19 protein-coding genes are annotated in these 23291 nt (G+C 45.5%); 15 read left to right on the top strand and 4 right to left on the bottom strand.

The genetic code is table 11. The features are described from left to right. The first annotated feature begins 88 nt into the window (after positions 1-88). From AB4503_RS21325 to hldE, 3 genes are all read left to right on the top strand, one after another. Positions 89-1345, top strand: a complete 1257-nt coding sequence (locus AB4503_RS21325) for a methyl-accepting chemotaxis protein (RefSeq protein WP_048658011.1) — start codon at positions 89-91, stop codon at positions 1343-1345. Between the two features lie 225 nt (positions 1346-1570). Then, on the top strand, positions 1571-4420 hold the full coding sequence (gene glnE, locus AB4503_RS21320) for a bifunctional [glutamate--ammonia ligase]-adenylyl-L-tyrosine phosphorylase/[glutamate--ammonia-ligase] adenylyltransferase (RefSeq protein WP_372115699.1): 2850 nt from the start codon (positions 1571-1573) through the stop codon (positions 4418-4420). A gap of 121 nt (positions 4421-4541) precedes the next feature. Beyond that, on the top strand, positions 4542-5972 hold the full coding sequence (gene hldE / locus AB4503_RS21315; protein ID WP_372115698.1) for a bifunctional D-glycero-beta-D-manno-heptose-7-phosphate kinase/D-glycero-beta-D-manno-heptose 1-phosphate adenylyltransferase HldE: 1431 nt from the start codon (positions 4542-4544) through the stop codon (positions 5970-5972). A gap of 167 nt (positions 5973-6139) precedes the next feature. Here hldE and tolC read toward each other — a convergent pair whose 3' ends face one another. Continuing rightward, entirely contained in the window at positions 6140-7465 is a 1326-nt protein-coding gene (gene tolC, locus AB4503_RS21310; protein WP_372115697.1) for an outer membrane channel protein TolC, read from the bottom strand. Positions 7466-7692: 227 nt separating this feature from the next. Here tolC and nudF point away from each other — a divergent pair, with 227 nt between their 5' ends. From nudF to parC, 6 genes are all read left to right on the top strand, one after another. Continuing rightward, on the top strand, positions 7693-8322 hold the full coding sequence (nudF, locus tag AB4503_RS21305; RefSeq protein ID WP_017061425.1) for an ADP-ribose diphosphatase: 630 nt from the start codon (positions 7693-7695) through the stop codon (positions 8320-8322). Positions 8323-8326: 4 nt separating this feature from the next. Beyond that, positions 8327-8767, top strand: a complete 441-nt coding sequence (locus AB4503_RS21300) for a DUF1249 family protein (RefSeq protein ID WP_008222561.1) — start codon at positions 8327-8329, stop codon at positions 8765-8767. Positions 8768-8826: 59 nt separating this feature from the next. Then, on the top strand, positions 8827-9651 hold the full coding sequence (gene cpdA, locus AB4503_RS21295) for a 3',5'-cyclic-AMP phosphodiesterase (protein WP_372115696.1): 825 nt from the start codon (positions 8827-8829) through the stop codon (positions 9649-9651). Positions 9652-9666: 15 nt separating this feature from the next. Continuing rightward, on the top strand, positions 9667-10272 hold the full coding sequence (gene yqiA / locus AB4503_RS21290; protein WP_017061427.1) for an esterase YqiA: 606 nt from the start codon (positions 9667-9669) through the stop codon (positions 10270-10272). Positions 10273-10511: 239 nt separating this feature from the next. Next, positions 10512-12392 carry a DNA topoisomerase IV subunit B gene (parE, locus tag AB4503_RS21285; RefSeq protein ID WP_017061428.1) on the top strand — a complete coding sequence of 627 codons (1881 nt, stop codon included), beginning with the start codon at positions 10512-10514 and terminating at the stop codon, positions 12390-12392. Between the two features lie 3 nt (positions 12393-12395). Beyond that, positions 12396-14654: a DNA topoisomerase IV subunit A gene (gene parC / locus AB4503_RS21280; protein WP_017067236.1), complete on the top strand. Its 2259-nt coding sequence runs from the start codon at positions 12396-12398 to the stop codon at positions 14652-14654. A 102-nt stretch (positions 14655-14756) separates the two neighbouring features. Here the strand turns inward: parC and degS are convergent, their stop codons facing one another. The 3 genes from degS to zapG form a co-directional block, all read right to left on the bottom strand. Further along, positions 14757-15821: an outer membrane-stress sensor serine endopeptidase DegS gene (gene degS, locus AB4503_RS21275; RefSeq protein ID WP_017061430.1), complete on the bottom strand. Its 1065-nt coding sequence runs from the start codon at positions 15819-15821 to the stop codon at positions 14757-14759. Positions 15822-15979: 158 nt separating this feature from the next. After that, complete coding sequence (locus tag AB4503_RS21270; protein WP_017061431.1) at positions 15980-17335, bottom strand: Do family serine endopeptidase; 1356 nt, start codon at positions 17333-17335, stop codon at positions 15980-15982. A 126-nt stretch (positions 17336-17461) separates the two neighbouring features. Continuing rightward, complete coding sequence (zapG, locus tag AB4503_RS21265) at positions 17462-17917, bottom strand: Z-ring associated protein ZapG (protein WP_372115695.1); 456 nt, start codon at positions 17915-17917, stop codon at positions 17462-17464. Positions 17918-18136: 219 nt separating this feature from the next. On the opposite strand from zapG, the gene zapE reads away from it, so the two are divergent. From zapE to AB4503_RS21235, 6 genes are all read left to right on the top strand, one after another. Then, a complete protein-coding gene (gene zapE / locus AB4503_RS21260; RefSeq protein WP_017061433.1) occupies positions 18137-19240 on the top strand; it encodes a cell division protein ZapE in 1104 nt (367 codons plus the stop codon). Between the two features lie 247 nt (positions 19241-19487). Next, positions 19488-19916, top strand: coding sequence for a 50S ribosomal protein L13 (gene rplM / locus AB4503_RS21255; protein WP_010434689.1), 429 nt, complete (start codon positions 19488-19490; stop codon positions 19914-19916). A 13-nt stretch (positions 19917-19929) separates the two neighbouring features. After that, entirely contained in the window at positions 19930-20322 is a 393-nt protein-coding gene (gene rpsI / locus AB4503_RS21250; protein ID WP_004740758.1) for a 30S ribosomal protein S9, read from the top strand. Positions 20323-20652: 330 nt separating this feature from the next. Beyond that, on the top strand, positions 20653-21243 hold the full coding sequence (petA, locus tag AB4503_RS21245) for a ubiquinol-cytochrome c reductase iron-sulfur subunit (protein WP_017061434.1): 591 nt from the start codon (positions 20653-20655) through the stop codon (positions 21241-21243). After that, complete coding sequence (locus AB4503_RS21240; protein ID WP_017061435.1) at positions 21243-22508, top strand: cytochrome bc complex cytochrome b subunit; 1266 nt, start codon at positions 21243-21245, stop codon at positions 22506-22508. The genes petA and AB4503_RS21240 overlap by 1 nt, the downstream gene beginning before the upstream one ends. Beyond that, positions 22505-23242 carry a cytochrome c1 gene (locus tag AB4503_RS21235; protein WP_017061436.1) on the top strand — a complete coding sequence of 246 codons (738 nt, stop codon included), beginning with the start codon at positions 22505-22507 and terminating at the stop codon, positions 23240-23242. Before AB4503_RS21240 ends, AB4503_RS21235 begins: the two co-directional genes overlap by 4 nt. Positions 23243-23291 lie beyond the last annotated feature (49 nt).

Raw genomic sequence — 23291 nt, 5'->3', positions numbered from 1 at the left:
GCTCAAAATAAATCGCGAACTTTGGCTGACATAGCCACCTCGCGGATATAGAAGCCATCAATATATAAGAATTAATGGAGAACTGACAATGACTAAACTGTCATTCAAGCCGTGGGAAAGGATAATCTCTGACGTTCGTCTCGTTCCAAAAATGGTCATGCTGATGATATTCAGCACTATCTTGATCATTTCGAAGCAGCTTTGGGACGCAAGTACGTTTTACGATTCATTGCTTGCTGTAACCAACAATGCGCAAGTGGCACAGCAGCATTACGAGACTTACCTAGTTCAAGTGGCTTGGCAAACAGCCTTGATGATCATTGTGTTTGTGGTTCTTCTATTAGCAGCGGCGCGCGTTATGCTGCGTCAGACTCAATACCTTAATGACGCCATTAAAACCATGGCCGACAAGAACTTATCAGTGCCGATTCAAATGGACTGTAAAGATGAATACGGCGATGTGGCACGTGAACTCGAAAAAACTCGCGTTCAACTGAACGATATGATCAAAACTCAGGTGGCCTCTTCTGATGAGCTGTTTGCTCTGACGGAAGTGATGACCATCAGCATGTCTGAAACCAAAGAGTCAGCTCAAGAAGAGTTCAACGAGATCGATCAGTTGGCAACAGCAATGAGTGAGATGACGTCGACGGTGCAAACTGTCGCTGAGCATGCACAAAGCGCTTCGTCATTGACTGAACAGGCATCAGGCCAAGCTCTTACTGGTCAGAAGTTCGTTCAAGGATCAGTGTCTAAGATGAGTGAGCTATCTTCAGATATCGCAGCATCTGCAGCAGCGGTAAACCAAGTAGAAGAACGCGTTGACTCAATTGGCAGTGTGGTTGGTACTATCCAAGGCATTTCAGAACAGACAAACCTACTAGCATTGAACGCTGCAATTGAAGCGGCACGTGCCGGTGAAGCGGGTCGTGGTTTTGCGGTTGTTGCTGATGAGGTTCGTAACCTTGCACAGCGCACTCAGCAAGCGACGGTAGAGATTCAAGACATGATCAGTCATCTACAAAGCAGCGCTAACTCTGCGGTAGAACTGATGGAGAAGAGTGTTGTTGAAGCGGCTGAAGGTGTTGATCTGGTGACTAACGCGGGAAGTGAGCTTGACGGCATTGTAAGCCAAGTCAATCAAATCAATGATATGAACTTCCAGATCGCGACCGCTGCAGGCCAACAGAGCAGTGTTGCTGAAGAGATGAGCGTCAACCTGACCAATGTACGCGAGCTTGTTGAAGCTTCAGTTGTGGTGGTTGGTGAACTGCTCGAGACCTCTCAGCTTATGGAAAGTAACGCGCAAGAACTCGACGGTAAGATTAAGCAATTTAAGGTTTAGTCCTCAGCACCCAATCTTCATCCGTCAAAGGCTAATTCCCAGAGACTGTTTCTCGGTTGTAAGCTCAACCAGATAAGTTAATCGATAAAACGCCCACATTGCTAATGTGGGCGTTTTTTATTGGCGTAACTTTGGTATAACTTATCTTTAGTTATGAAAACTCGTTATTGAAGAACTGAATCGATAAACCGATTGTTCGGCGCGCAGCTTATACAAGGAAGAAACATGCCATTGCCTTCTCAACTCATCACTCACTCCCAGTCTGCTTTTGAGCAATTATTAGAGCATCAAAGTGAAGCCATCAATACTTGGTCTGAGCCACTGACTGAAGATCTTAAACGTGTACTCGGTTTAAGCTGTTTTATTGGTGATTGCCTGCAGCGTGATACGGTTTTATGTGGTGACTTACCTAATATGTTGGCATGCGAAGAACGCGCTGAAGGATACCGAGAACGCTTGGCTGAATTACTTTCTAGTTGCACCGATGAAATGAGCGGTCAGCGCGTGCTGCGTCAATTCCGAAATCGAGAAATGACCTACATTGCTTGGCGTGATTTTATGGGTTCGTGGGAGCTAGAGCAGAGCCTAAATCATCTATCGATGTTGGCTGAGGCGATGATCTTCGAAACCTACCAATGGCAGTACGATATTTGTTGTAAAGAGTGGGGCACACCTTGTAATGAACAAGGCGAAGCACAGCCGATGTTGATCATTGGTATGGGCAAGCTAGGGGGCGGTGAGCTTAACTTCTCTTCCGATATCGATCTGATCTTCACCTACCCAGAGAATGGTGAAACCCAAGGTGCAAGACGCAGCATTGCCAATGCGCAGTTCTTTACACGTCTCGGGCAACGTATTATTAAGGCGCTTGATCAGCAAACCTTCGATGGATTCTGTTATCGAGTAGACATGCGCCTGCGTCCATTCGGTGAGAGTGGTCCACTGGTCATGAGTTACGCTGCGCTAGAAGATTACTATCAAGAACAAGGTCGCGATTGGGAACGCTACGCTATGGTCAAAGCGCGTGTGATGGGCAGTGAGATGTACCCTGAGTATCAAGAGCTTCGCCAAATGCTACGCCCGTTTGTGTTCCGCCGTTATATTGATTTTAGTGCGATTCAATCTCTGCGCCGAATGAAGTCTATGATCAGCAGCGAAGTGCGTCGTCGTGGTCTCTCGAACAACATCAAGCTTGGCTCTGGTGGTATTCGTGAAGTTGAGTTTATCGCACAAGTCTTCCAATTGATTCGTGGTGGACGCGAGCCTAGCTTACGTGGTCGAGGGTTACTCGAAACCTTAAGTGCGATTGAATCCCTTCATCTGCTAGAGTCTGAAGAGGTGGGGCACCTACGTGAAGCTTATCTGTTTTTGCGTCGCCTTGAGAACCTGTTACAAGCCATGGCTGATAAGCAAACTCAAACCTTACCTGACGGTGAATTCGAACAACTGCAGCTTGCGGTTGCCATGCAATTTTCCGATTGGGATAGCTTGATTGTGGCAACTCGCGCCCATATGGCGAATGTACATACCGTGTTCGAAGACCTAATTGGCGTTGATGAAGATGACGCTAATCCGATCGCGAGCCACTTTAGCGAGTTGTGGGATATGGCCCATAAACCCGATGTAATTGAGCACGTGTTGGAACACGACATTGCGGTCGCGAGCCCGCCTGATGCGGCGAAAACGATCATTCAGTTTAAAGCTGATTTGGCTAAAAAGACTCTTGGCCCTCGTGGGCGGGAAGTCCTCAATCGACTGATGCCGAAAGTGTTTCAAGCGCTGTACACCGCTAAGGATGCCGAGTTTGGTTTGTCGCGAGTACTGCATCTGCTGCATAAAATCGTTACGCGTACCACTTACCTTGAACTACTAGATGAACACCCTGCCGCGTTGACTCAGCTAGTTCGCCTGTGTACGGCAAGCCCGATGATTTCGGAGCAGTTGGGTCGTTATCCAATTCTGTTAGATGAACTTATCGACCCTCAGCAACTCTACAATCCCGTGCCTTTAGAGTCTTACAAGACCGAGTTGCGTGATTATCTAGCCCGTATCCCTGAAGATGATATGGAGCAACAGATGGAAGGTCTGCGTCAGTTTAAGCAGACCTGTATATTGAGAATTGCAGCCGCGGATATTGCGGGTGCTCTACCTGTCATGAAGGTCAGTGATCACCTGACCTACTTAGCAGAAGCCATTGTGGAGGCGGGGGTCAATCAAGCTTGGTTACAAGTATCCGCCAAGTTTGGTGAACCGACCCATGTTAAAGATCGCGAAGGTCGCGGTTTTGCTGTCGTTGGTTATGGCAAAGTCGGTGGTTGGGAGCTTGGTTATAACTCCGATCTTGATATCGTGTTCATGCACGACTGCCCGGTACACATCTATACTGATGGAAAGAAAGAGATCGATGGACGCCAATTCTACTTAAGATTAGCGCAGCGTATTATTCATATTTTCTCGACCAGAACTGCTTCTGGCATTTTGTACGAAGTCGATACTCGCCTACGCCCTTCTGGTGCATCTGGTCTATTGGTGAGTCCAACCGATGCCTTTGACGAGTATCAGCACAATGACGCGTGGACATGGGAGCACCAGGCCCTCACTCGTGCTCGTATGATTTACGGTGATGACTTATTGGTATCTGCGTTTAACAAAACTAGGCATGAGGTTTTGTGCTTGCCACGAGATGAGGCAACACTCAAAAAGTCAGTTGTGGATATGCGTGAAAAAATGCGCGGCCATTTAGGCGGTAAAAAAGTCGATAGATTCATGCTTAAACAAGATGCGGGTGGTATTACCGATATTGAATTCTTAGCGCAATATTTAGTGCTTAGATACAGTAATGAGAAGCCAAAGCTTACTCGTTGGTGTGACAATGTGAGAATCTTTGAAAGCTTGTTGTCGCAAGGAATAATGGACGAGCAACAAGGTATGGCATTGACCAATGCGTACACCACATTAAGGGATGAAATCCACCACCGTAATCTACTTAACCTTGATGCGGATGTGGCGATCGATAAGTTTGAAATGGAAAGAGAGCATGTCGTGCAAGCATGGAAGCAGTGGATGGAAGCGTAACCCAGCCATTGCGTAGTGGCTGCTGTGTCTATCTTGATAAGCTTTTACCCATTTATCTATAGTTTAGCCACTGTAATCAGTGTGCTAGACTCTAGCCAGATTCGATTTTTGGAGCTCAACAATGAAACCAATTCTACCTGACTACAGCCAATCAGGTGTTCTTATTGTCGGTGACGTAATGCTTGACCGTTACTGGTATGGCCCAACTGGCCGTATTTCACCAGAAGCACCAGTCCCCGTTGTGAAAGTAGAAAATAACGAAGAGCGTCCTGGTGGTGCTGCCAACGTAGCAATGAACATTGCCTCTCTTGGTGGGCATGCTCATGTTGTTGGTTTGACTGGTAAAGATGAGCCTGCTGAGGTGTTGAAAAGCACTTTAGGTGCTCTGAAGGTTAAGTGTGATTTCGTTGAGTTAGAAGATTACCCAACCATTACTAAATTGCGTGTAATGAGCCGTGGTCAGCAGCTGATCCGTCTTGATTTTGAAGACAAGTTTGAGAATACAGACCCTGAGCTTATTTTGTCTCGCATGGAGCAAGCGCTTCCAAATGTACGTTCGGTCATTCTTTCTGATTACGCGAAAGGTGCGTTAGAGCATGTGCAAAGTTTTATTCAAAAAGCTCGTGCGGCAAAGGTTCCGGTATTTATCGACCCGAAAGGTGCGGATTTAGAGCGCTACCGTGGTGCGACATTACTTACACCAAACATGGCAGAGTTTGAGCTGGTTGCAGGTAAAGTGAAATCAGAAGAAGATCTTATTGAGAAGGGGATTGCCTTGATCGAGAAGTATGACTTTGAAGCTCTATTGGTGACTCGCAGTGAAAATGGTATGACTTTATTACGTAAAGGTCAGGCACCATTCCACTTGCCAACCCAAGCGAAAGAAGTGTACGACGTAACTGGTGCTGGTGATACGGTTATCTCGGTACTGGCAGCTTCCGTTGCTGCTGGTAAGCCACTGGATGAGGCGTGTGCACTGGCGAACGCTGCTGCGGGTGTGGTAGTAGGTAAGCTTGGTACATCTACACTGTCTACGATTGAGTTAGCGGAAGCGATTCACGGTAGTCAAGACACAGACTACGGTGTTATCTCTGAAGCGGCACTGGTTGAAGCGGTGAAGCGTGCTCGTGCGAAAGGCGAGAAAGTGGTGATGACCAATGGCTGCTTTGATATTCTGCATGCTGGTCATGTTTCTTACATGAACCATGCGGCTGAGTTGGGCGATCGTTTGATCGTTGCGGTGAATACTGACGAATCAGTGAAACGCTTGAAAGGCCCTGGTCGCCCAGTGAACCCAACCGATCGTCGTATGGCGGTATTGGCTGGTTTAGGTGCGGTTGATTGGGTTGTTCCGTTTTCTGAAGATACGCCTCAACGTTTGATCTCTGAAGTATTGCCAAGCATTTTGGTGAAAGGTGGGGATTATAAACCTGAAGATATTGCTGGCGGTGCGGAAGTGATTGCGGCTGGTGGCGAAGTTAAAGTACTTAACTTTGAAGATGGTTGCTCTACCACTGAAATTATCAAAGCGATTAAAGGTGGTCGAGGTTAACCCTTCGCCTTCGAGTATAAAACCTTTAGCCTCAAGCTCATAGTCAGATTGTAAATCTAACTTTTGATAGATAATAAAAATGCCGCTCAATGAGCGGCATTTTTGTAACGGTAATCTAGTCGCTTTATTAAAGACTTTGATTAGAGTCTTTAACTAGGATTTAAGAATTACTTGCTTGCTACTTTTAGACCTGCGTTTACATCAATGATGTCTTGTTCGCTTAGTGTACCAACCGCTTGACGAAGCTGAAGAACACTTAGGATGTAGTTGTAACGAGCATCTGAAAGGTTTTTGTTCGCATCATATAGACGGCGAGTCGAATCTAGTACGTCAACGATAGTACGAGTACCCACATCAAAACCAGCTTCTGTTGCTTCTAGAGCAGACTGAGCTGAAACAACAGACTGTTCGTAAGCGCGTAGAGCACCAATAGAAGCTGTGATGTTGTTGTTGAAGGCACGTACGTCTTTTACAACGCTACGGTAAGTTGCTTCTAGATCTTCACTTGCTGCAACGTAGTTGTATTCAGCCTGTTTAGTCAAAGAAGTTGTGCTACCACCCGTATATAGAGGTACCACTAAGTTCAAGCCTAGGTTTAGGTTATCTTGATCATAATCAGTTGAGCTGTTTGATTGATCTGTAAGAGCGTAACTACCATCAAGAGTTAGGCTAGGTAGATGACCAGAGCTTGCTAGAGAGATGTTATCTTTTGCTACGTCTTGAGAGATACGAGCAGCAAGTAGACTAAGGTTCTTTTGCTCTGCTTGTTCAACCAGTGCAATCGCAGACTCAGAAGATTTGCTTGCTGAGAAACGGTCAGTGTCTAGGATGCTTAGGTTAGAGTGTTCTTGACCTGTAATCTCACGTAGACCTTCGTAGTTATTAATCAGAGTGTTCTCTGCTAAAACTTCATCAGCTAAAACAGCATCGTATTGAGCTTGCGCATCATGTACATCGGTGATTGCTGAAAGACCTACTTCAAAGCGCTGTTTTGTTTGCTCTAGTTGGCGAGCAACCGCTGCTTTTTCTGCACGAACGAACTCTAGGTTATCTTGAGCACGCAGTACTTCGAAGTATGCTGTTGCTACACGCAGGATCAAAGCTTGTTGCTCTGCTGCATACGCTGAATCAGCCTGACGAGCGGTTTTCTCTGCTGTATCTAACGAGATCCATGAAGAGCGTTGATAAAGTTCTTGAGTGAAGCCGATCGCTGCTCCCCAAGTGTTATTATCAATACTTGAGCTACCTGAACCAGAAGTATCTCTGTCACCACGGTTAATGTCGTAGTTCGCTGTTAGGTTAATTTGTGGTAGCAAATCACTACGGCTTGACGTTACTGCTTCAAAAGCGGCATCGCGCTGCGCTGCTGAACGAAGAAGTTGTGGATCGTTCTGTTTTGCTTGGTCGTAAACTTCAGCTAGCGTATCAGCGAAAGCTGACGAACTCAGGCTGCCAATTGCTGCACTGATAAATAGTGGAAGCAGTTTTTTCATTTTCCTATTCCTGCCTTTAATAGAATTTTCTCTGAAAGAGTTTAACCCAGTTTGATGGTAATTTACTCGAAACTTTGCACTTTTTTACATTTAACTGTCCACTTGTGCAATATTTATTTTTTAAAACTTAACTTTAATTATAAAATTTATACAAAAAGTTGAACCTTATCCTTGGTAGTTAACTCGGACAATGAGTAAACTATAAAGATCACTTAGTGAGGTACCAAATGCAACAGTATGATAATCAACGACACGAGTTTACTCCTCAAGATGTGGAAATAGTCTCAAAAGAGACGCTGTTTCGTGGTTTTTTCAAAATGGTCAAGTACACATTTAAACATAGACTATTTGAGGGAGGCTGGAGCCAACCAATAGAGCGTGAGATGTTTGAGCGTGGACATGCTGCCGCTTTGCTACCTTATGATCCTGTGCGTGATGAAGTGGTGATCGTCGAACAGATCCGTGTCGGAGCCCTAGAGCATGAGAACCCATGGCAATACGAAATTGTTGCTGGGATCATTGATACGGACGAATCGCCACAAGACGTCGCTCGTCGTGAAGCAATGGAAGAAGCCGGAGTCGAAGTCGGATCTGTATTGCCTATTACTTCGTATTATCCTTCATCTGGTGGTTGCTCTGAAAAGCTCGACGTCTTTGTTGGCTGTGTTGATGCAACGACAGCCAAAGGGGTACACGGATTGGACTACGAAGGTGAAGACATTCGTGTACAAGTGATGAGTCGTGAAGCGGCTTATCAGTTGGTAAAAGACGGTGTGTTTGAAAATGGCGCCACGATCATTGCGCTACAGTGGCTACAATTGAACTACCAAGAATTACAGTCAGAGTGGATAGATTAACGTCATGCCAAATATAGCAGTCAAAAAACCGTATCATGTTGATCTTGCTGAATTGATGCGAGTTTATGAGACTAACTATGCCAAACTTAACGCTCTGTTACCGGTTGGGCATGAGGTTGGTGACGTTCGCTGTTACCAAGCCGTTAATATGGTGTATCAATTGACAGTGAATGAGGTCACAAAATACACCACTTTAATAGATATATGTCAGAGTGACGCGATGCCAGTGTTTCCTTTGCCAAAAATGTCTGTCAGGCTATATCACGACGCTCGAGTTGCAGAAGTGTGCGCTAGCGGGGATTTTTCGCGAGTTAAAGCGAAATATGACTACCCCAACACTAAGCTTCTGCAAAAGGACGAGAAATTTCAATTGAATAAATTTCTTGGGGAATGGTTAACGTTTTGTTTAAAAACGGGTATCAGCCGAACCCCAATTGCCTTTTAATTGAGCCTATTTATCAACACTTTTAAAGTCTAAACAGTAACGTATCTGGATTTGTTATTTTGGGATTATCACACACTTCAAAATTTGATGAGAGCACTATTAAGCTTGTGCAGCTAACGGACACGCATTTATTTGCGCCGAGCAATGGCAGCTTATTAAGCATCAACACTCAAGATAGCTTTCGTGCTGTAGTCGATGGCATTGTTAGTCAGGGCTTTGACTATCAAGCGATTTTAGCAACCGGTGATATATCTCAAGATCACAGTGCTGAGTCGTACCAGAAATTTGAGTCAGGGATCCAGCCTTTGGAAAAGCCATGCTATTGGCTGCCAGGGAACCATGACTTTAAGCCTAATATGGGCAGTGTTTTACCATCACCACAAATACAGTGTGTTGAGCATGTCTTGCTAGGCGATAACTGGCAGATGGTGATGCTAGACTCGCAGGTGGTTGGTGTGCCTCATGGTCGCCTCAGCGATCAACAGCTTGACCTATTAGAACAGAAGCTGACGGAGTTCCCTGAACGTAATACCTTGGTTCTATTGCACCACCATCCATTGTTGGTTGGCAGCGCATGGTTAGATCAACATAACCTAAAAGACGCCGATCAATTTTGGGATGTGGTTCAACAGCACACCAATGTTAAAGCCGTACTGTGTGGTCACGTTCATCAAGACATGAACCGAGATCATCATGGTGTACAAGTCATGGCAACACCGTCGACTTGTGTGCAATTCAAACCTAACTCAGATGACTTCGCGGTTGATACTTTGTCTCCGGGCTGGAGAGAGATTGAATTACATCAAGACGGTACCGTTAGCACGCAAGTTCGTCGTCTGCCTCATGGGCAGTTCTTGCCTGATTTTAAGGCTGCTGGTTACTAATGAAGGCGGTTATTGATGCCAGGCTCTAATCAACAAGCTAATAAGCCATCGCTGCTTCTCTATATTCACGGATTTAACAGCTCATCACGTTCTCATAAAGCGAATGTGATGGCAGATTACTGTGCGGAGCATCGCGCTGATATTAAAGTCGTAACCCCTCAACTGCCGAGTTTCCCTCAACAAGCGGCACTTCATTTACAGCAGCTGGTGGAGCAATACAAAGAGCAATATCAAATAGCGTTGGTCGGTAGCTCGCTGGGTGGCTATCTTTCAACATGGCTGAATAGCCACTATGGTTTTAAAGCGGTGGTTGTAAACCCAGCAGTGAAGCCGTATGAGCTTCTTGCTGACTATTTAGGTGAACAAGTAAACCCATACACAGATGAACGATATGTACTGGAAACAAAACATATTGATGAACTGAAGGCGTTAGAGGTTTCGGCTATCGCTAAGCCGAGCGACTTCTGGTTACTTCAGCAAACGGAAGACGAAGTTCTGGATTACCGACAAGCGGTAGAGAAGTACCAAGGTGCAACACAGACAGTAGAAGAGGGCGGGGATCATAGCTTTGTTGATTTTGAACGCTACCCACAACAAATCATCACCTTTCTAAATCTTTAATCTGTTCCACCAACCAAGTGATTTTCTCTTGTTTGCCTGTTATTTCATCTATCAATGGTGAAATATCATAGTTTGATGTCTTAGTTTTTGAACTAGCTTGACATCATTACTCAGCTTCCAGACTATATTCCCCAATACTTCGCTCGTTCGCTCTACTATGACGGTTCATAGTAATGATTCTGCTTTAGTGAAACTGGAGCCAGCGAACTGACGCAAACTTTTTGAGTAAACTCCGTATTATGACTGAACAATATAATGCAAAAGACCTCGAGGTACTTGAAGGTCTCGACCCTGTGCGACACCGCCCGGGAATGTATACCGAGACAGAAAGACCTAACCACCTTGCCCAAGAAGTCATTGATAACTCGGTCGATGAAGCACTAGCGGGACACGCTAAGAAGATCAAAGTGGTACTTCATGCAGACCAATCGTTAGAAGTTACCGATGACGGCCGTGGTATGCCTGTCGATATCCACCCTGAAAAAGGGATCTCAGGTGTTGAGCTGATTTTAACTAAGCTCCACTCTGGCGGTAAATTCTCGAATAACAACTATAAGTTCTCTGGTGGTCTGCACGGTGTAGGTATCTCGGTTGTAAACGCGCTGTCAAAACGTGTTGAAGTGACCGTACGCCGAGAAGGTCAGGTTCACGAGATCGCACTTGAAGGCGGTCATGCAGTAACAGAGCTTACTGTGACGGGCACTTGTGGTCATCGTAACAGTGGTACATCAGTACATTTCTGGCCTGATCCTAAGTACTTCGATAGCCCTAAATTCTCGACACTTCGTCTGATTAACAACCTACGTGCAAAAGCAGTGCTTTGCCCAGGTTTAGAAATTACCTTTATCGACAAAGTCGGTGGTGAAGAGCATAAATGGTTCTATGAAGATGGTCTAAAAGACTACCTTGCCGAAGGCGTGAAAGGTTACACCTTGCTGCCTGAAGAACCGTATGTTGGCGAATTCGTTGCTGAAACAGAAATGGCAAACTGGGCGATCATCTGGCAGCCAGAAGGCGGCGACATGATCACCGAAAGTTACGTGAACTTAGTACCGACTAAACAAGGTGGTACACACGTAAACGGTCTTCGGCAAGGTCTTCTTGATGCAATGCGTGAGTTCTGTGAATTCCGTAATTTGCTGCCGCGTGGCGTTAAGCTAACGGGCGACGATATCTTCGATCGCTGTTCGTACGTACTGTCGGTGAAGATGCAAGATCCGCAGTTTGCTGGTCAAACAAAAGAGCGCTTGTCTTCACGTCAAACTGCTGCGTTTGTGTCTGGTGTGGTAAAAGATGCGTTTAGCCTGTGGTTGAACGAAAAGCCACAACTGGCAGAACAGCTAGCAGAAGCTTGTATTGCGAATGCCCACCGCCGTATGCGCGCAAGCAAAAAGGTTGTGCGTAAGAAAATCGCTTCAGGCCCAGCACTGCCGGGTAAGCTAACTGACTGTTCAGTTCAAGACTTAAGCCGTACCGAAATCTTCTTCGTGGAAGGGGACTCGGCGGGTGGTTCTGCTAAACAAGCACGTGATCGTGAGTTCCAAGCAGTTATGCCACTTCGCGGTAAGATCCTAAATACATGGGAAGTGTCAGCAGACCAAGTATTGGCTTCGCAAGAAGTGCACGACATCTCGGTGGCTCTAGGCATCGACCCGGACAACGATGATTTATCCGGCCTGCGTTACGGTAAGATCTGTATCCTTGCCGATGCGGACTCGGATGGTCTTCATATCGCGACACTGCTGTGTGCTTTGTTTACTCGCCATTTCCATGCATTAGTTGAAGCGGGTCATATCTATGTGGCAATGCCTCCTCTGTATCGTATCGATTGCGGTAAAGAAGTGTTCTACGCACTTGATGACGCAGAGAAAGACGGTGTGCTTGAGCGACTATCGCAGAAGAAAGCCAAGATCAACGTGCAACGATTCAAAGGTCTGGGTGAAATGAACCCACTTCAGTTGCGTGAAACCACCATGGATCCAAACACTCGTCGCCTTGTGCAGTTAACGATTGATGACAGCGAAGCAACCAACGAGATGATGGACATGCTGCTTGGTAAGAAACGTGCAGATGATCGCCGTACATGGCTACAGACTAACGGTGATATGGCCGAGGTATAATGGATGTCTAACGAAATTACATATGATGGCGTTGAACAGCTGCCAATGCGCAAGTTCACCGAAGATGCCTACTTAAATTACTCAATGTACGTGATCATGGATCGTGCATTGCCGTATATCGGTGATGGCTTGAAGCCAGTACAGCGTCGTATTATCTACGCGATGTCTGAGCTAGGCTTATCGGCTGCATCGAAATACAAAAAATCAGCACGTACCGTTGGTGACGTATTAGGTAAGTATCACCCACATGGTGACTCTGCTTGTTACGAAGCGATGGTATTGATGGCGCAGCCTTTCTCTTACCGCTACCCATTGGTAGATGGTCAAGGTAACTGGGGTGCTCCTGATGATCCGAAATCGTTCGCTGCGATGCGTTATACCGAAGCCAAATTATCTAAGTTTGCTGAGGTTCTTCTAGGTGAACTAGGTCAAGGCACTGTTGACTGGCAACCAAACTTTGATGGCACGATGAAAGAGCCTCAAATGTTGCCTGCTCGCCTACCTCACATCCTACTTAACGGTATTACAGGTATCGCGGTAGGTATGGCGACCGATATTCCACCACACAACGTGCGTGAAGTCGCTAATGCAGCCATTCACCTAATTGATACGCCTAAGTCTGAGCTTTCAGACGTGATGGGTTTCATTCAAGGTCCAGATTACCCGACTGAAGCTGAGATTATCTCCCCGAAATCGGACATCGAAAAGATCTACCGTACTGGACGTGGCAGCATCAAGATGCGCGCGGTTTGGCACAAGGAAGGCTCTGATATTGTTATCACGGCTTTACCTCATCAAGTGTCAGGTGCGAAGTTACTTGAGCAAATCGCTAACCAGATGCGCGCTAAGAAGCTGCCAATGGTTGACGACTTGCGAGATGAATCGGATCACGAGAACCCAACGCGTATCGTTGTCGTTCCTCGTTCGAATCGTATCGACTGTGACCAATTGATGAGTCACCTGTTCGCGTCGACGGATCTAGAGAAAAACTTCCGCGTTAACTTGAACATGATTGGTTTAGATAATCGTCCTCAAGTTAAAGGCTTAGTTCAAATCCTGAAAGAGTGGATCGAGTTCCGTCGCACAACGGTTCGCCGTCGTTTGCAGTACCGTTTAGATAAAGTACTGGCACGCTTGCACATCTTAGAAGGTTTGCTTGCTGCTTATCTTAATATCGATGAAGTGATTGAGATCATTCGTACAGAAGACGAACCATGTCCTGTCCTAATGAGCCGTTTCAACATTTCTGAAATTCAAGCCAATGCGATTCTTGATATTAAACTTCGTAACTTAGCTAAGTTAGAAGAGTTTAAAATCCGAGCGGAACAAGAAGAGCTTGAAGCTGAACGTGAGAAGCTTGAAAAGCTACTCGGTTCAGAGCGTCGCTTGAATACGCTGATCAAGAAAGAAATCCAAGCAGATGCGGATAAATACGGCGATGATCGTCGTTCACCTCTGATTGAGCGCGCTGAAGCGAAAGCGCTAACAGAGCGCGACTTAGTACCAAGCGAACCAATCACGGTTGTGTTGTCTGAGAAAGGTTGGATTCGTCATGCCAAGGGGCATGAAGTTGACGCTGAAGGTTTGAACTACAAATCGGGTGATAAATTCTTAGCGAGTGCTAAGGGTAAGAGTAACCAGCAAGCGGTGTTCCTCGGCAGTGATGGTCGAAGCTACTCCCTTGAGTCACATTCATTACCGTCGGCGCGAAGCCAAGGTGAGCCAATTACAGGCCGCTTGAACGTCAGCCCAGGTACTTCTATTCGCCAAGTGGTGATGGGAGAGAATGAACAATTATGGTTAGTCGGTTCTGATGCAGGTTATGGTTTTGTTTGTAAGGGTAGCGATCTGCTGTCCAAGAACAAGAGCGGTAAAGCCTTGGTTAACTTGCCACAAGCTTCTGAAGTGATGATGCCAAGCCCTATTGCTGACTTGGACAGTAATCAGATTCTGGCGATTACTAACCAAGGTCGTATGTTGTTGTTCCCGATTAAAGATCTCCCTCAGCTGAGCAAAGGTAAAGGCAACAAGATCATCAACATCCCTTCTGCGAAAGCAAAAGAGCGTGAAGAGTTTGTCTCACATCTTATGGCTATCCCAGAGAATGCGACGCTGACTATCTACGCCGGTAAACGTAAGCTTGGTTTGAAACCTGCGGATCTTGAAAACTTCCGTGGTGAACGTGGTCGTCGTGGTGGTCTACTGCCTAGAGGACTACAGCGAGTGACTCGCATCGATATCGAAGAGCAAAGTGAATCGTAGAGATACTTGAAACAATCTTTAGATAAAAGAAAACCCAGCCTATGAGCTGGGTTTTTTGTACTTGTGTATTAGCAGCTTGAATCATTGCTTACAGAGTTTGCTCTACAGGCGAGTATCTTCGGCGATGGTCACCTTTAAGGTTTTGCTTTCACCTTGGCGCAATATACCCACATCGATAACTGTACCAGGTCGCAGGTCGGTAACGATGTCCATTACACTCTGGCGACCATTTACTTGGTTATCGTTGATACTGACAATAATGTCTTGAGCTTCAAAACCCGCATCGGCAGCCGGACCATTAGGGTCTATCCCCAACACAACGATCCCGCCGATATTCTTAGTACCCAACATGCGTGAGGTGACTGAGTTGATGTCTTGTCCATCGATACCAATATAGCCACGAATCACACGACCATCGGCGATGATCTTTTCCATGATTTTATTAGCAAGCGGATAGGGGATAGCGAATGAGATCCCATAGGTTTCCATGTCGGTAGCTTGCTGGAAAGAGGCGGTATTGATACCGACTAGCTCACCTTGTGAGTTCACCAGTGCGCCACCTGAGTTACCTTCATTGATTGCCGCATCGGTCTGGATAAAGGCTTGATGGCCATCGGCACTGATCGAAGAACGGCCGGTTGCAGAGATGATACCAAAGGTTGTTGTTTGACCTAGGTTGTATGGGTTACCGATAGCCAGTACAACATCACCGACATTGGCTTTGTAATTAGGATTGAGTGGGATCACCGGTAGATTATCACCGCTGACTCTAAGTATCGCGATATCGGTGCGTTTGTCTGAACCGACAAGTTGCGCAGCTGCTACTCGGCCATCTTGAAGTGCCACAACTATTTGGTCTGCTTGAGCCACCACATGGAAGTTGGTAATGATGTAGCCTTTCTCGCTAACAATCACCCCAGAGCCCAAACCTTGTGTGAGCAGTTTGTTTCGATCGCTTTCAGCGTATTTACGGCTATAAATGTTAACCACTGCAGGCGCCGCGCGGCGAACTGCTTGGTTAAATGAAATCTGAAGAGAGCCAATATTATCGACTTTAGGGCTAGTGACGTCAGCGACAATCGCTGGTCTTAAGCTCGGGAAGGCGAGAAGAATAAGCGCCGCTGAAACGAGTCCAAGGGAAATAGAACGAAATAGAAAGGACAGCATGTTTCCCTCTTCAACAAGTAAGGTGTGAAGCCTCCATCAATGGATGACTGATTTGATTACAAGTGAAGCATAGCATTTTGATTGATCTAAAGAAAAGGGAGACTGAGTAAGTTTAAAGCAAACTTACTGAGCCTCCCTGTAATTGCGCTGACGTAAGACTATCGAATCACAAGATAGATAGTTCGGTCGCCTCGCTGGATATTAAGCGCCAGTACACCAGGTTGTTTTTCAAGAATCTCTCTAAACTCAGCAAGGTTCTTAACGGGCTGGCGGTTTACTCCGATGATGATGTCATCTTTCAGGAGTTGATAGGCTTCGGCTGGTGAACCTTGAGCAACATTCGATACCTTGACGCCCGTTGCAGAGTCACTCTCTGTTGTGTTGGTTAACTCAGCACCAGCTAGTCCTTCATGGAGCTTCTCAGCTTGTGTTTTATTATTGGTGGATTCACCAAGCGTCACATCAAAGGTTTTGCTCTTACCGTCACGAACCACACCCAGTTCAATCTGCTTACCAGCGCCGAGTGTTGCGACCTTAGCTCTTAACTCGCTGAAGGTATCAATGCGTTTGCCATTAATAGAGACAATAATATCGCCCGCTTTCAGTCCTGCTTTATCGGCTGCGCTGTCAGGGACGATTTGGCTAACAAAGGCGCCCTTGCTTGATTCATAACCGAGTGCTTCTGCCAATTCAGAGGTCACTTCTCCGCCTTGAACGCCAAGCATGCCGCGTTTTACTTCACCGAAGTCGAGAATTTGTTCTGTCAGGTTTGTCATCATATTAGAAGGGATTGCAAAGCCGATACCGACATTACCTCCGTTAGGGCCAAGAATGGCGGTGTTGATACCAATTAGCTCACCGTTAAGGTTCACTAGCGCACCACCAGAGTTGCCGCTGTTGATTGCTGCATCGGTTTGAATGAAGTTTTCAAAGTTTTCTAGATTCAGGCCGCTACGGCCGAGTGCAGAAACAATACCGGATGTCACGGTTTGCCCAAGTCCGAATGGGTTACCGATCGCGACACTAAAATCACCAACTCTTAGTTTGTCTGAGTCTGCGACTTTTATCTGGGTCAGGTTTTTGGCTTCTTCTAATTTTAGCAGTGCGATATCAGACATCTGGTCGCCGCCGATTAGCTCAGCATCGTACTCTCGACCATCATGCAGTTTTACTTTGATATCGTCCGCACCATTAATGACATGGTAATTGGTCACGATATGACCTTTCTCGGCGTCAATGATGACACCAGAGCCTAATCCGCGGAAGGGACGCTCTCGTGTTTGTTCTGGACCAAAAAAGAATTGAAATTGTTCAGGGATTTGCTGACGTTGTACCTGTTTGCCTTCTACGGCAATACTAACCACAGCGGGGGTCACTTGTTCAAGCATAGGAGCAAGGCTCGGTAATTGTTCATTACCCACACTTAATGGCAGTGCGGCTGTTGCTTTAATGGGGGTGATGATTGAACTTAAGCTTAAAGTTAGCACTGATAAAGCAAGCAAAGGTTTTTTCATCATAAACTCCTCTCTAGTTAAGGTCTTAACCCTCTTATACGTTTAATAAGTATGATAAGTTTCAAATGACCTGAGTGAAAGTTATGACTCAAAAACCTTTGTAAAGTTCACAGAAGTGTTAAATGTTTACGATGCTTTTGCTGTAACAACATCGGGAGCATTAATGATTTCTTTCTTCTGCTCTGTAAATAAACCGGTTGCGCCATTAGCGTAATCTTTCGGTTGTTCCTCAAGTGTCGCCTCTTTTACTGAAGGCTTCTCTTGTGGCTTGTCCGAATGGGCAGCGGCTGTTTTCACAAACGGGTTATCTTGCTCTGGCAGGTTAGGAATCAGCTCTGAGCTTGTTTTTTCCATGTGTTGGTACAGTTTTGTGTAGTCTTTACCTAATGTGTCCAACATTTCTGCTGATTTCGCAAAGTGATCAGCTAGCTCTTGTCGCTGCTGCTCAAGGGCAAACTTTGCGCTATCCAATTCTTTCTGTACGTTCTTTTGTTTTTTGTATTCAGGTGTCATGAGACGAGAAATAGCGACCCCTAAAATAACTCCGACTAGTAAACCGGCAACGGCATACATCCAAGGCATAACAGCTCCTTATTATTGTTTTTTAACATGTTTGTTACTGCTTAGTTACACGTGATACGGCTCCATGGTACTATGAGAAAGCCGCAGTATAAAGAGAAATGCGTGTGCGCTAGTTAGCAGTTTGATGCTGCATTATTCACCACATCACGTTATTCCTCGTACTGTTTGGGCTCATTTTTAGTTGTTGTCTGATATTGCTTTCATTGTGGAAATGTCGTCATGAATCCCATTAAAAAATACGAACAAGATATAAAAGAACATGGATTTCAAAGAGATCCAGCACAAGAGCAAGCCGTAAAATCTTTAGATGAACTCTTTCATCAATTTCAAGATTACATGAATACGCCCATTCCTCAACTGACTCGCTTCCAGAAATTACTAGGCAAAAAGCCAGAACTGCCACAACCACCGAAAGGTCTCTATTTTTGGGGTGGCGTAGGGCGAGGAAAAACGTACCTAATGGATACGTTCTATGATGCCTTACCGACCACTAAAAAAATGCGTGTTCACTTTCACCGCTTTATGTATCGAGTTCATGATGAGCTAAAGGCGCTAGGTAATGTGAGTGATCCATTGCCTTTAGTCGCAGACAAGTTGAAGGAAGAAGCGGACATTATCTGTTTCGACGAATTCTTTGTTTCAGACATCACCGATGCGATGATCCTAGGAACCTTGTTCCAAGAGTTATTCGCTCGAAACGCTATCTTGGTTGCGACCTCTAATATTCCACCTGCGGATCTGTATCGCAACGGGTTACAGCGAGCGCGTTTCTTACCTGCCATCAAGCTCATTCAAGACAACTGTCATATCCTTAATGTCGATAGTGGTATTGACTATCGTCTACGTACCTTAGAACAGGCTGAGATTTACCATTACCCGCTAGATAGCCAAGCGAATATTAATCTCGAAAAGTATTACGCTCAGCTCGTTGGTGAAGATAAAGAGAAGCTTAAGCAGATAGAGGTTAACCACCGTCAATTAGATGTAGTCGAAGCGAGTGATGGCGTACTGCATGGTACCTTTGCTCAGCTTTGTCAGTCGGCTCGTAGCCAGAACGACTATATTGAGTTGTCTCGGGTTTATCACACAGTTCTATTGGCGGATGTATTGCAAATGGGCGCGACTTCAGATGACGCTGCGAGGCGCTTCATTGCATTAGTTGATGAGTTCTACGAGCGCAATGTGAAGCTGATTATTTCAGCGGAAGTGGAGCTAGAAAAGCTATACACCCATGGTCAGCTAGAGTTTGAATTTAAACGTTGTCAGTCGCGTTTAATTGAAATGCAGAGCCATGAATATTTGGCAAAAGAACACTTAAGTTAGCTTTGATTATCTCGAATAAGAAATAGAATTAAAAAAATCGTGATTTTGTTCAAAAAGAGGTGATTTTTTCTTCGCTCTTCTCTATAATCCTGCGACCTACCGTTACTGCGGGCCTCTAGCGATGAGTAAAATCACGTTATGCCAAGAGTTTTCCAACACTCGAAGGGGTGATGAATGGTAACTCTTAGACAGTGGGAATACGCGAGTATTCCTTAAGTGTAAATTTTTTAAATAGGTAATTATTAGCATGAAAACTTTCGTTGCTAAACCAGAAACTGTAAAACGCGACTGGTATGTTGTAGACGCTGAAGGCAAAACTCTTGGCCGTCTAGCAAGTGAAATCGCTTCTCGCCTACGCGGCAAGCACAAAGCAGAATACACTCCTCACGTAGACACTGGTGATTACATCATCGTTGTTAACGCTGAGAAAGTTGCTGTAACTGGTAACAAAGCTAAGGGTAAGGTTTACTACCGTCACTCAGAGTTCCCAGGTGGTCTTAAAACTATCACTTTTGAAAAGCTAATTGCTAAGAAACCAGAAATGGTTCTAGAACTAGCAGTTAAAGGTATGCTTCCACGTGGTCCTCTAGGCCGCGCGATGTACCGTAAGCTTAAAGTGTACGCTGGTACTGAGCACAACCATGTTGCTCAACAGCCACAAGTACTAGACATCTAAGGGGATTATGAAAATGGCAGAGAATCAATACTACGGCACTGGTCGTCGCAAAAGCTCAGCAGCTCGTGTTTTCATCAAACCAGGCTCTGGTGAGATCGTAATCAACAAGCGTAGCCTTGATGTTTACTTCGGTCGTCCAACTTCTCGTATGGTTGTTAAGCAACCTCTTGAGCTAGTTGAACTAACTGAGAAACTTGACCTTTACATCACTGTTTCTGGTGGTGGTATTTCTGGTCAAGCTGGCGCAATCCGCCACGGTATCACTCGCGCTCTTATGGAGTACGATGAAACTCTACGTCCTGCTCTACGTGCAGCTGGCTACGTTACTCGTGACGCTCGTTGCGTTGAACGTAAGAAAGTTGGTCTACGTAAAGCACGTCGTAAACCTCAATTCTCTAAGCGTTAATTTTTCTTTACGAAAAAGTACACGCCCCCAGTTTTACGACTGGAATTGTGGTTCAAAGCTCGGCTATATGCCGGGCTTTTTGTTTTTATACCCCCTCTAAACGCTTTCCCTTCCTCGTTTTATTTCCAAATTCTTATATTTTGAAAGCTTTTGTAACCCAATGTGCGCTTTGCCTCATGATTGTTACAAAAAGGTAGCTTTATCTTGTCAAAAAGTAGGGTTTTATTTATCATTTGCCGTCAATAAATAGAACTAAATACATATTTTGTTAGCCATGCTCTTTAATCGGAATTATTTCAATCCACAAGGAGCAAATGGGAGAATGTTTGGATGAGCAACGCGCCTTTAAATAACGGTCGCAGGCGTTTCTTAACCGCAACAACAGCCGTTGTTGGTGGTTTAGGAGCAGCTGCTGTAGCCGTGCCTTTTATTAAATCATGGAATCCGAGTGCCAAGGCGAAAGCTGCGGGCGCGCCGGTGGAAGTGGAAGTCAGTAAGTTAGAACCGGGACAAATGGTTCGTGTCGAGTGGCAAGGTAAACCTGTATGGGTTGTACGCCGTGCTGAGTCGGTACTAGAAAACCTAAAATCGATCGGTGGTCAACTTCGTGACCCTCAATCTGAAGCTGAACAACAACCAGAATACGCACAGAACGAGTTCCGTTCAATTAAGCCGGAATTCTTCGTTGCTGTTGGTTTCTGTACGCACTTAGGTTGTTCTCCAACTTACCTGCCGGATTCTTTTGCAGAACAAGTTCAGGGTGTTAAGTCTGGTTTCTTCTGTCCTTGTCATGGTTCAAAGTTTGATATGGCAGGTCGAGTATTCCAAGGCGTACCAGCTCCATTGAATCTTGTTGTACCAAAGCATATGTATTTGAGTGACACTAAGATCATGATCGGTGTGGACGAGGGAGACGCGTAATGCAAGGATTGCTTGATTGGGTAGAGAAACGTCTACCCGCGATGAATGCGTATAAAAAGCATTTATCTGAATACCCAATGCCTAAGAACTTTAACTTTTGGTACCTTTTCGGTTCTTTGGCAATGTTGGTATTGGTTAACCAAATCCTTACGGGTATTTGGCTAACAATGAACTACGTACCGTCAGGTGAGGGTGCATTTGCTTCTGTTGAATACATCATGCGTGATGTGGAATACGGTTGGCTACTACGTTACATGCACTCAACAGGTGCTTCGGCATTCTTCGTTGTTATCTACCTGCACATGTTCCGTGGCCTAATCTATGGTTCTTACCAAAAGCCTCGTGAGCTACTTTGGATCTTCGGTATGTTGATCTTCTTAGTGCTTATGGCTGAGGCTTTCATGGGTTACCTACTACCATGGGGTCAAATGTCTTACTGGGGTGCTCAGGTAATCATTTCTCTGTTTGGTGCGATCCCTGTTATCGGTGATGACTTAACGCTTTGGATCCGTGGTGACTACATCATCTCTGGTGCAACGCTGAACCGTTTCTTCGCACTGCACGTTATCGCTCTACCAATTGTACTTCTGCTGCTTATCGTACTTCACGTACTAGCACTGCACGAAGTGGGTTCGAACAACCCAGACGGTATTGAGACGAAACTTCCTAAAGGCACAATGGGCGACGACTACAAAACGCAGTTCCCATTCCACAAGGATTACACTAAGAAATACGACATCATTGACTCTATTCCTTTCCACCCATACGGGACCGTGAAAGATATGGTTGGTGTGGCCGGTTTCCTATTCTTCTTCTGTTATGTGCTGTTCTTTAACCCAGAGATGGGTGGATTCTTCCTTGAGCCGCCAAACTTTGAAGCTGCTAACCCACTGAAAACACCAGAGCACATCGCTCCGGTATGGTACTTCACGCCGTTTTACGCAATTCTGCGTGCTGTTCCTGATAAGTTGCTAGGTGTTGTAGCAATGGGCGCATCTATTGTTGTGCTATTCCTACTACCATGGTTCGACCGTTGTAAAGTGCGTTCTTACCGTTACCGTAGCAAACTGCATTTGATTAACATCATCCAATTCACAATAAGCTTTATTGCGCTTGGTGTACTTGGTGCGCTTCCAGCAACGCCAACATACACGCTACTGGCTCAAATCTTTAGCTTAGGTTACTTCATGTTCTTCGTTCTACTGTGGTTCTACAGTAAAAATGAAGCGACGAAACCATTACCAGAAAGGGTGACATTCAAATGAAAAAGTGGATTGTAATTTTATTTGCTATGTTGCCGTCACTGGTGATGGCAGCGGGTGCAAACGTACCATTAGACAAAGCGAACAATGATTTAACAGACAAAGCTTCATTGCAAAATGGCGCTAAGATGTTCATGAACTACTGTTTCGCTTGTCACTCAACGCAGTACCAGCGCTATGAACGTGTTGCGAATGATTTAGAGATCCCCGTTGATCTTATGAAGGAAAATCTGATTTTCGACCCTGAAGCGAAAATCGGTGACTTGATGGTTAATGCTATGCCTTCTGATCAAGCGGCAAGTTGGTTTGGTGCTCCGCCACCAGACCTAACATTGGTTGCTCGTGTTCGTGGCGCAGACTGGCTGTACACTTACCTTCGTACTTTCTATGAAGATCCGTCTCGTCCATTTGGCGTGAACAACATTGTTTTCCCAAGCGTTGGTATGCCGCACGTTCTTGAAGAACTGCAAGGTATCCCAACACCAATCTACGATACTCATATGGTAGATGGCGAGGAAGTGACGGTTGTTGTTGGCACTGAGACTGACGGCTCTGGCGAATTAAGTGCTGGTGAATACGACGAAGCAGTTCGTGACCTTGTTAACTTTTTGGTTTACTCGGGCGACCCAGTTCAACTTGAGCGTCACGCTATGGGTTGGTGGGTAATGGCCTTCTTAGTAATCTTCACTATCATCGTGATTTTGCTGAAGAAAGAGTATTGGCGTGATGTGCACTAATTGTGCTATAATACCGTGCTAATTCCCAAATTATGTTAATGTTCAATGG

The organism is Vibrio sp. 10N.222.55.B11 (genome assembly GCF_041473705.1).
Lineage (GTDB): Bacteria > Pseudomonadota > Gammaproteobacteria > Enterobacterales > Vibrionaceae > Vibrio > Vibrio crassostreae_C.
This window is presented reverse-complemented; position numbering and strand designations above follow the sequence as displayed.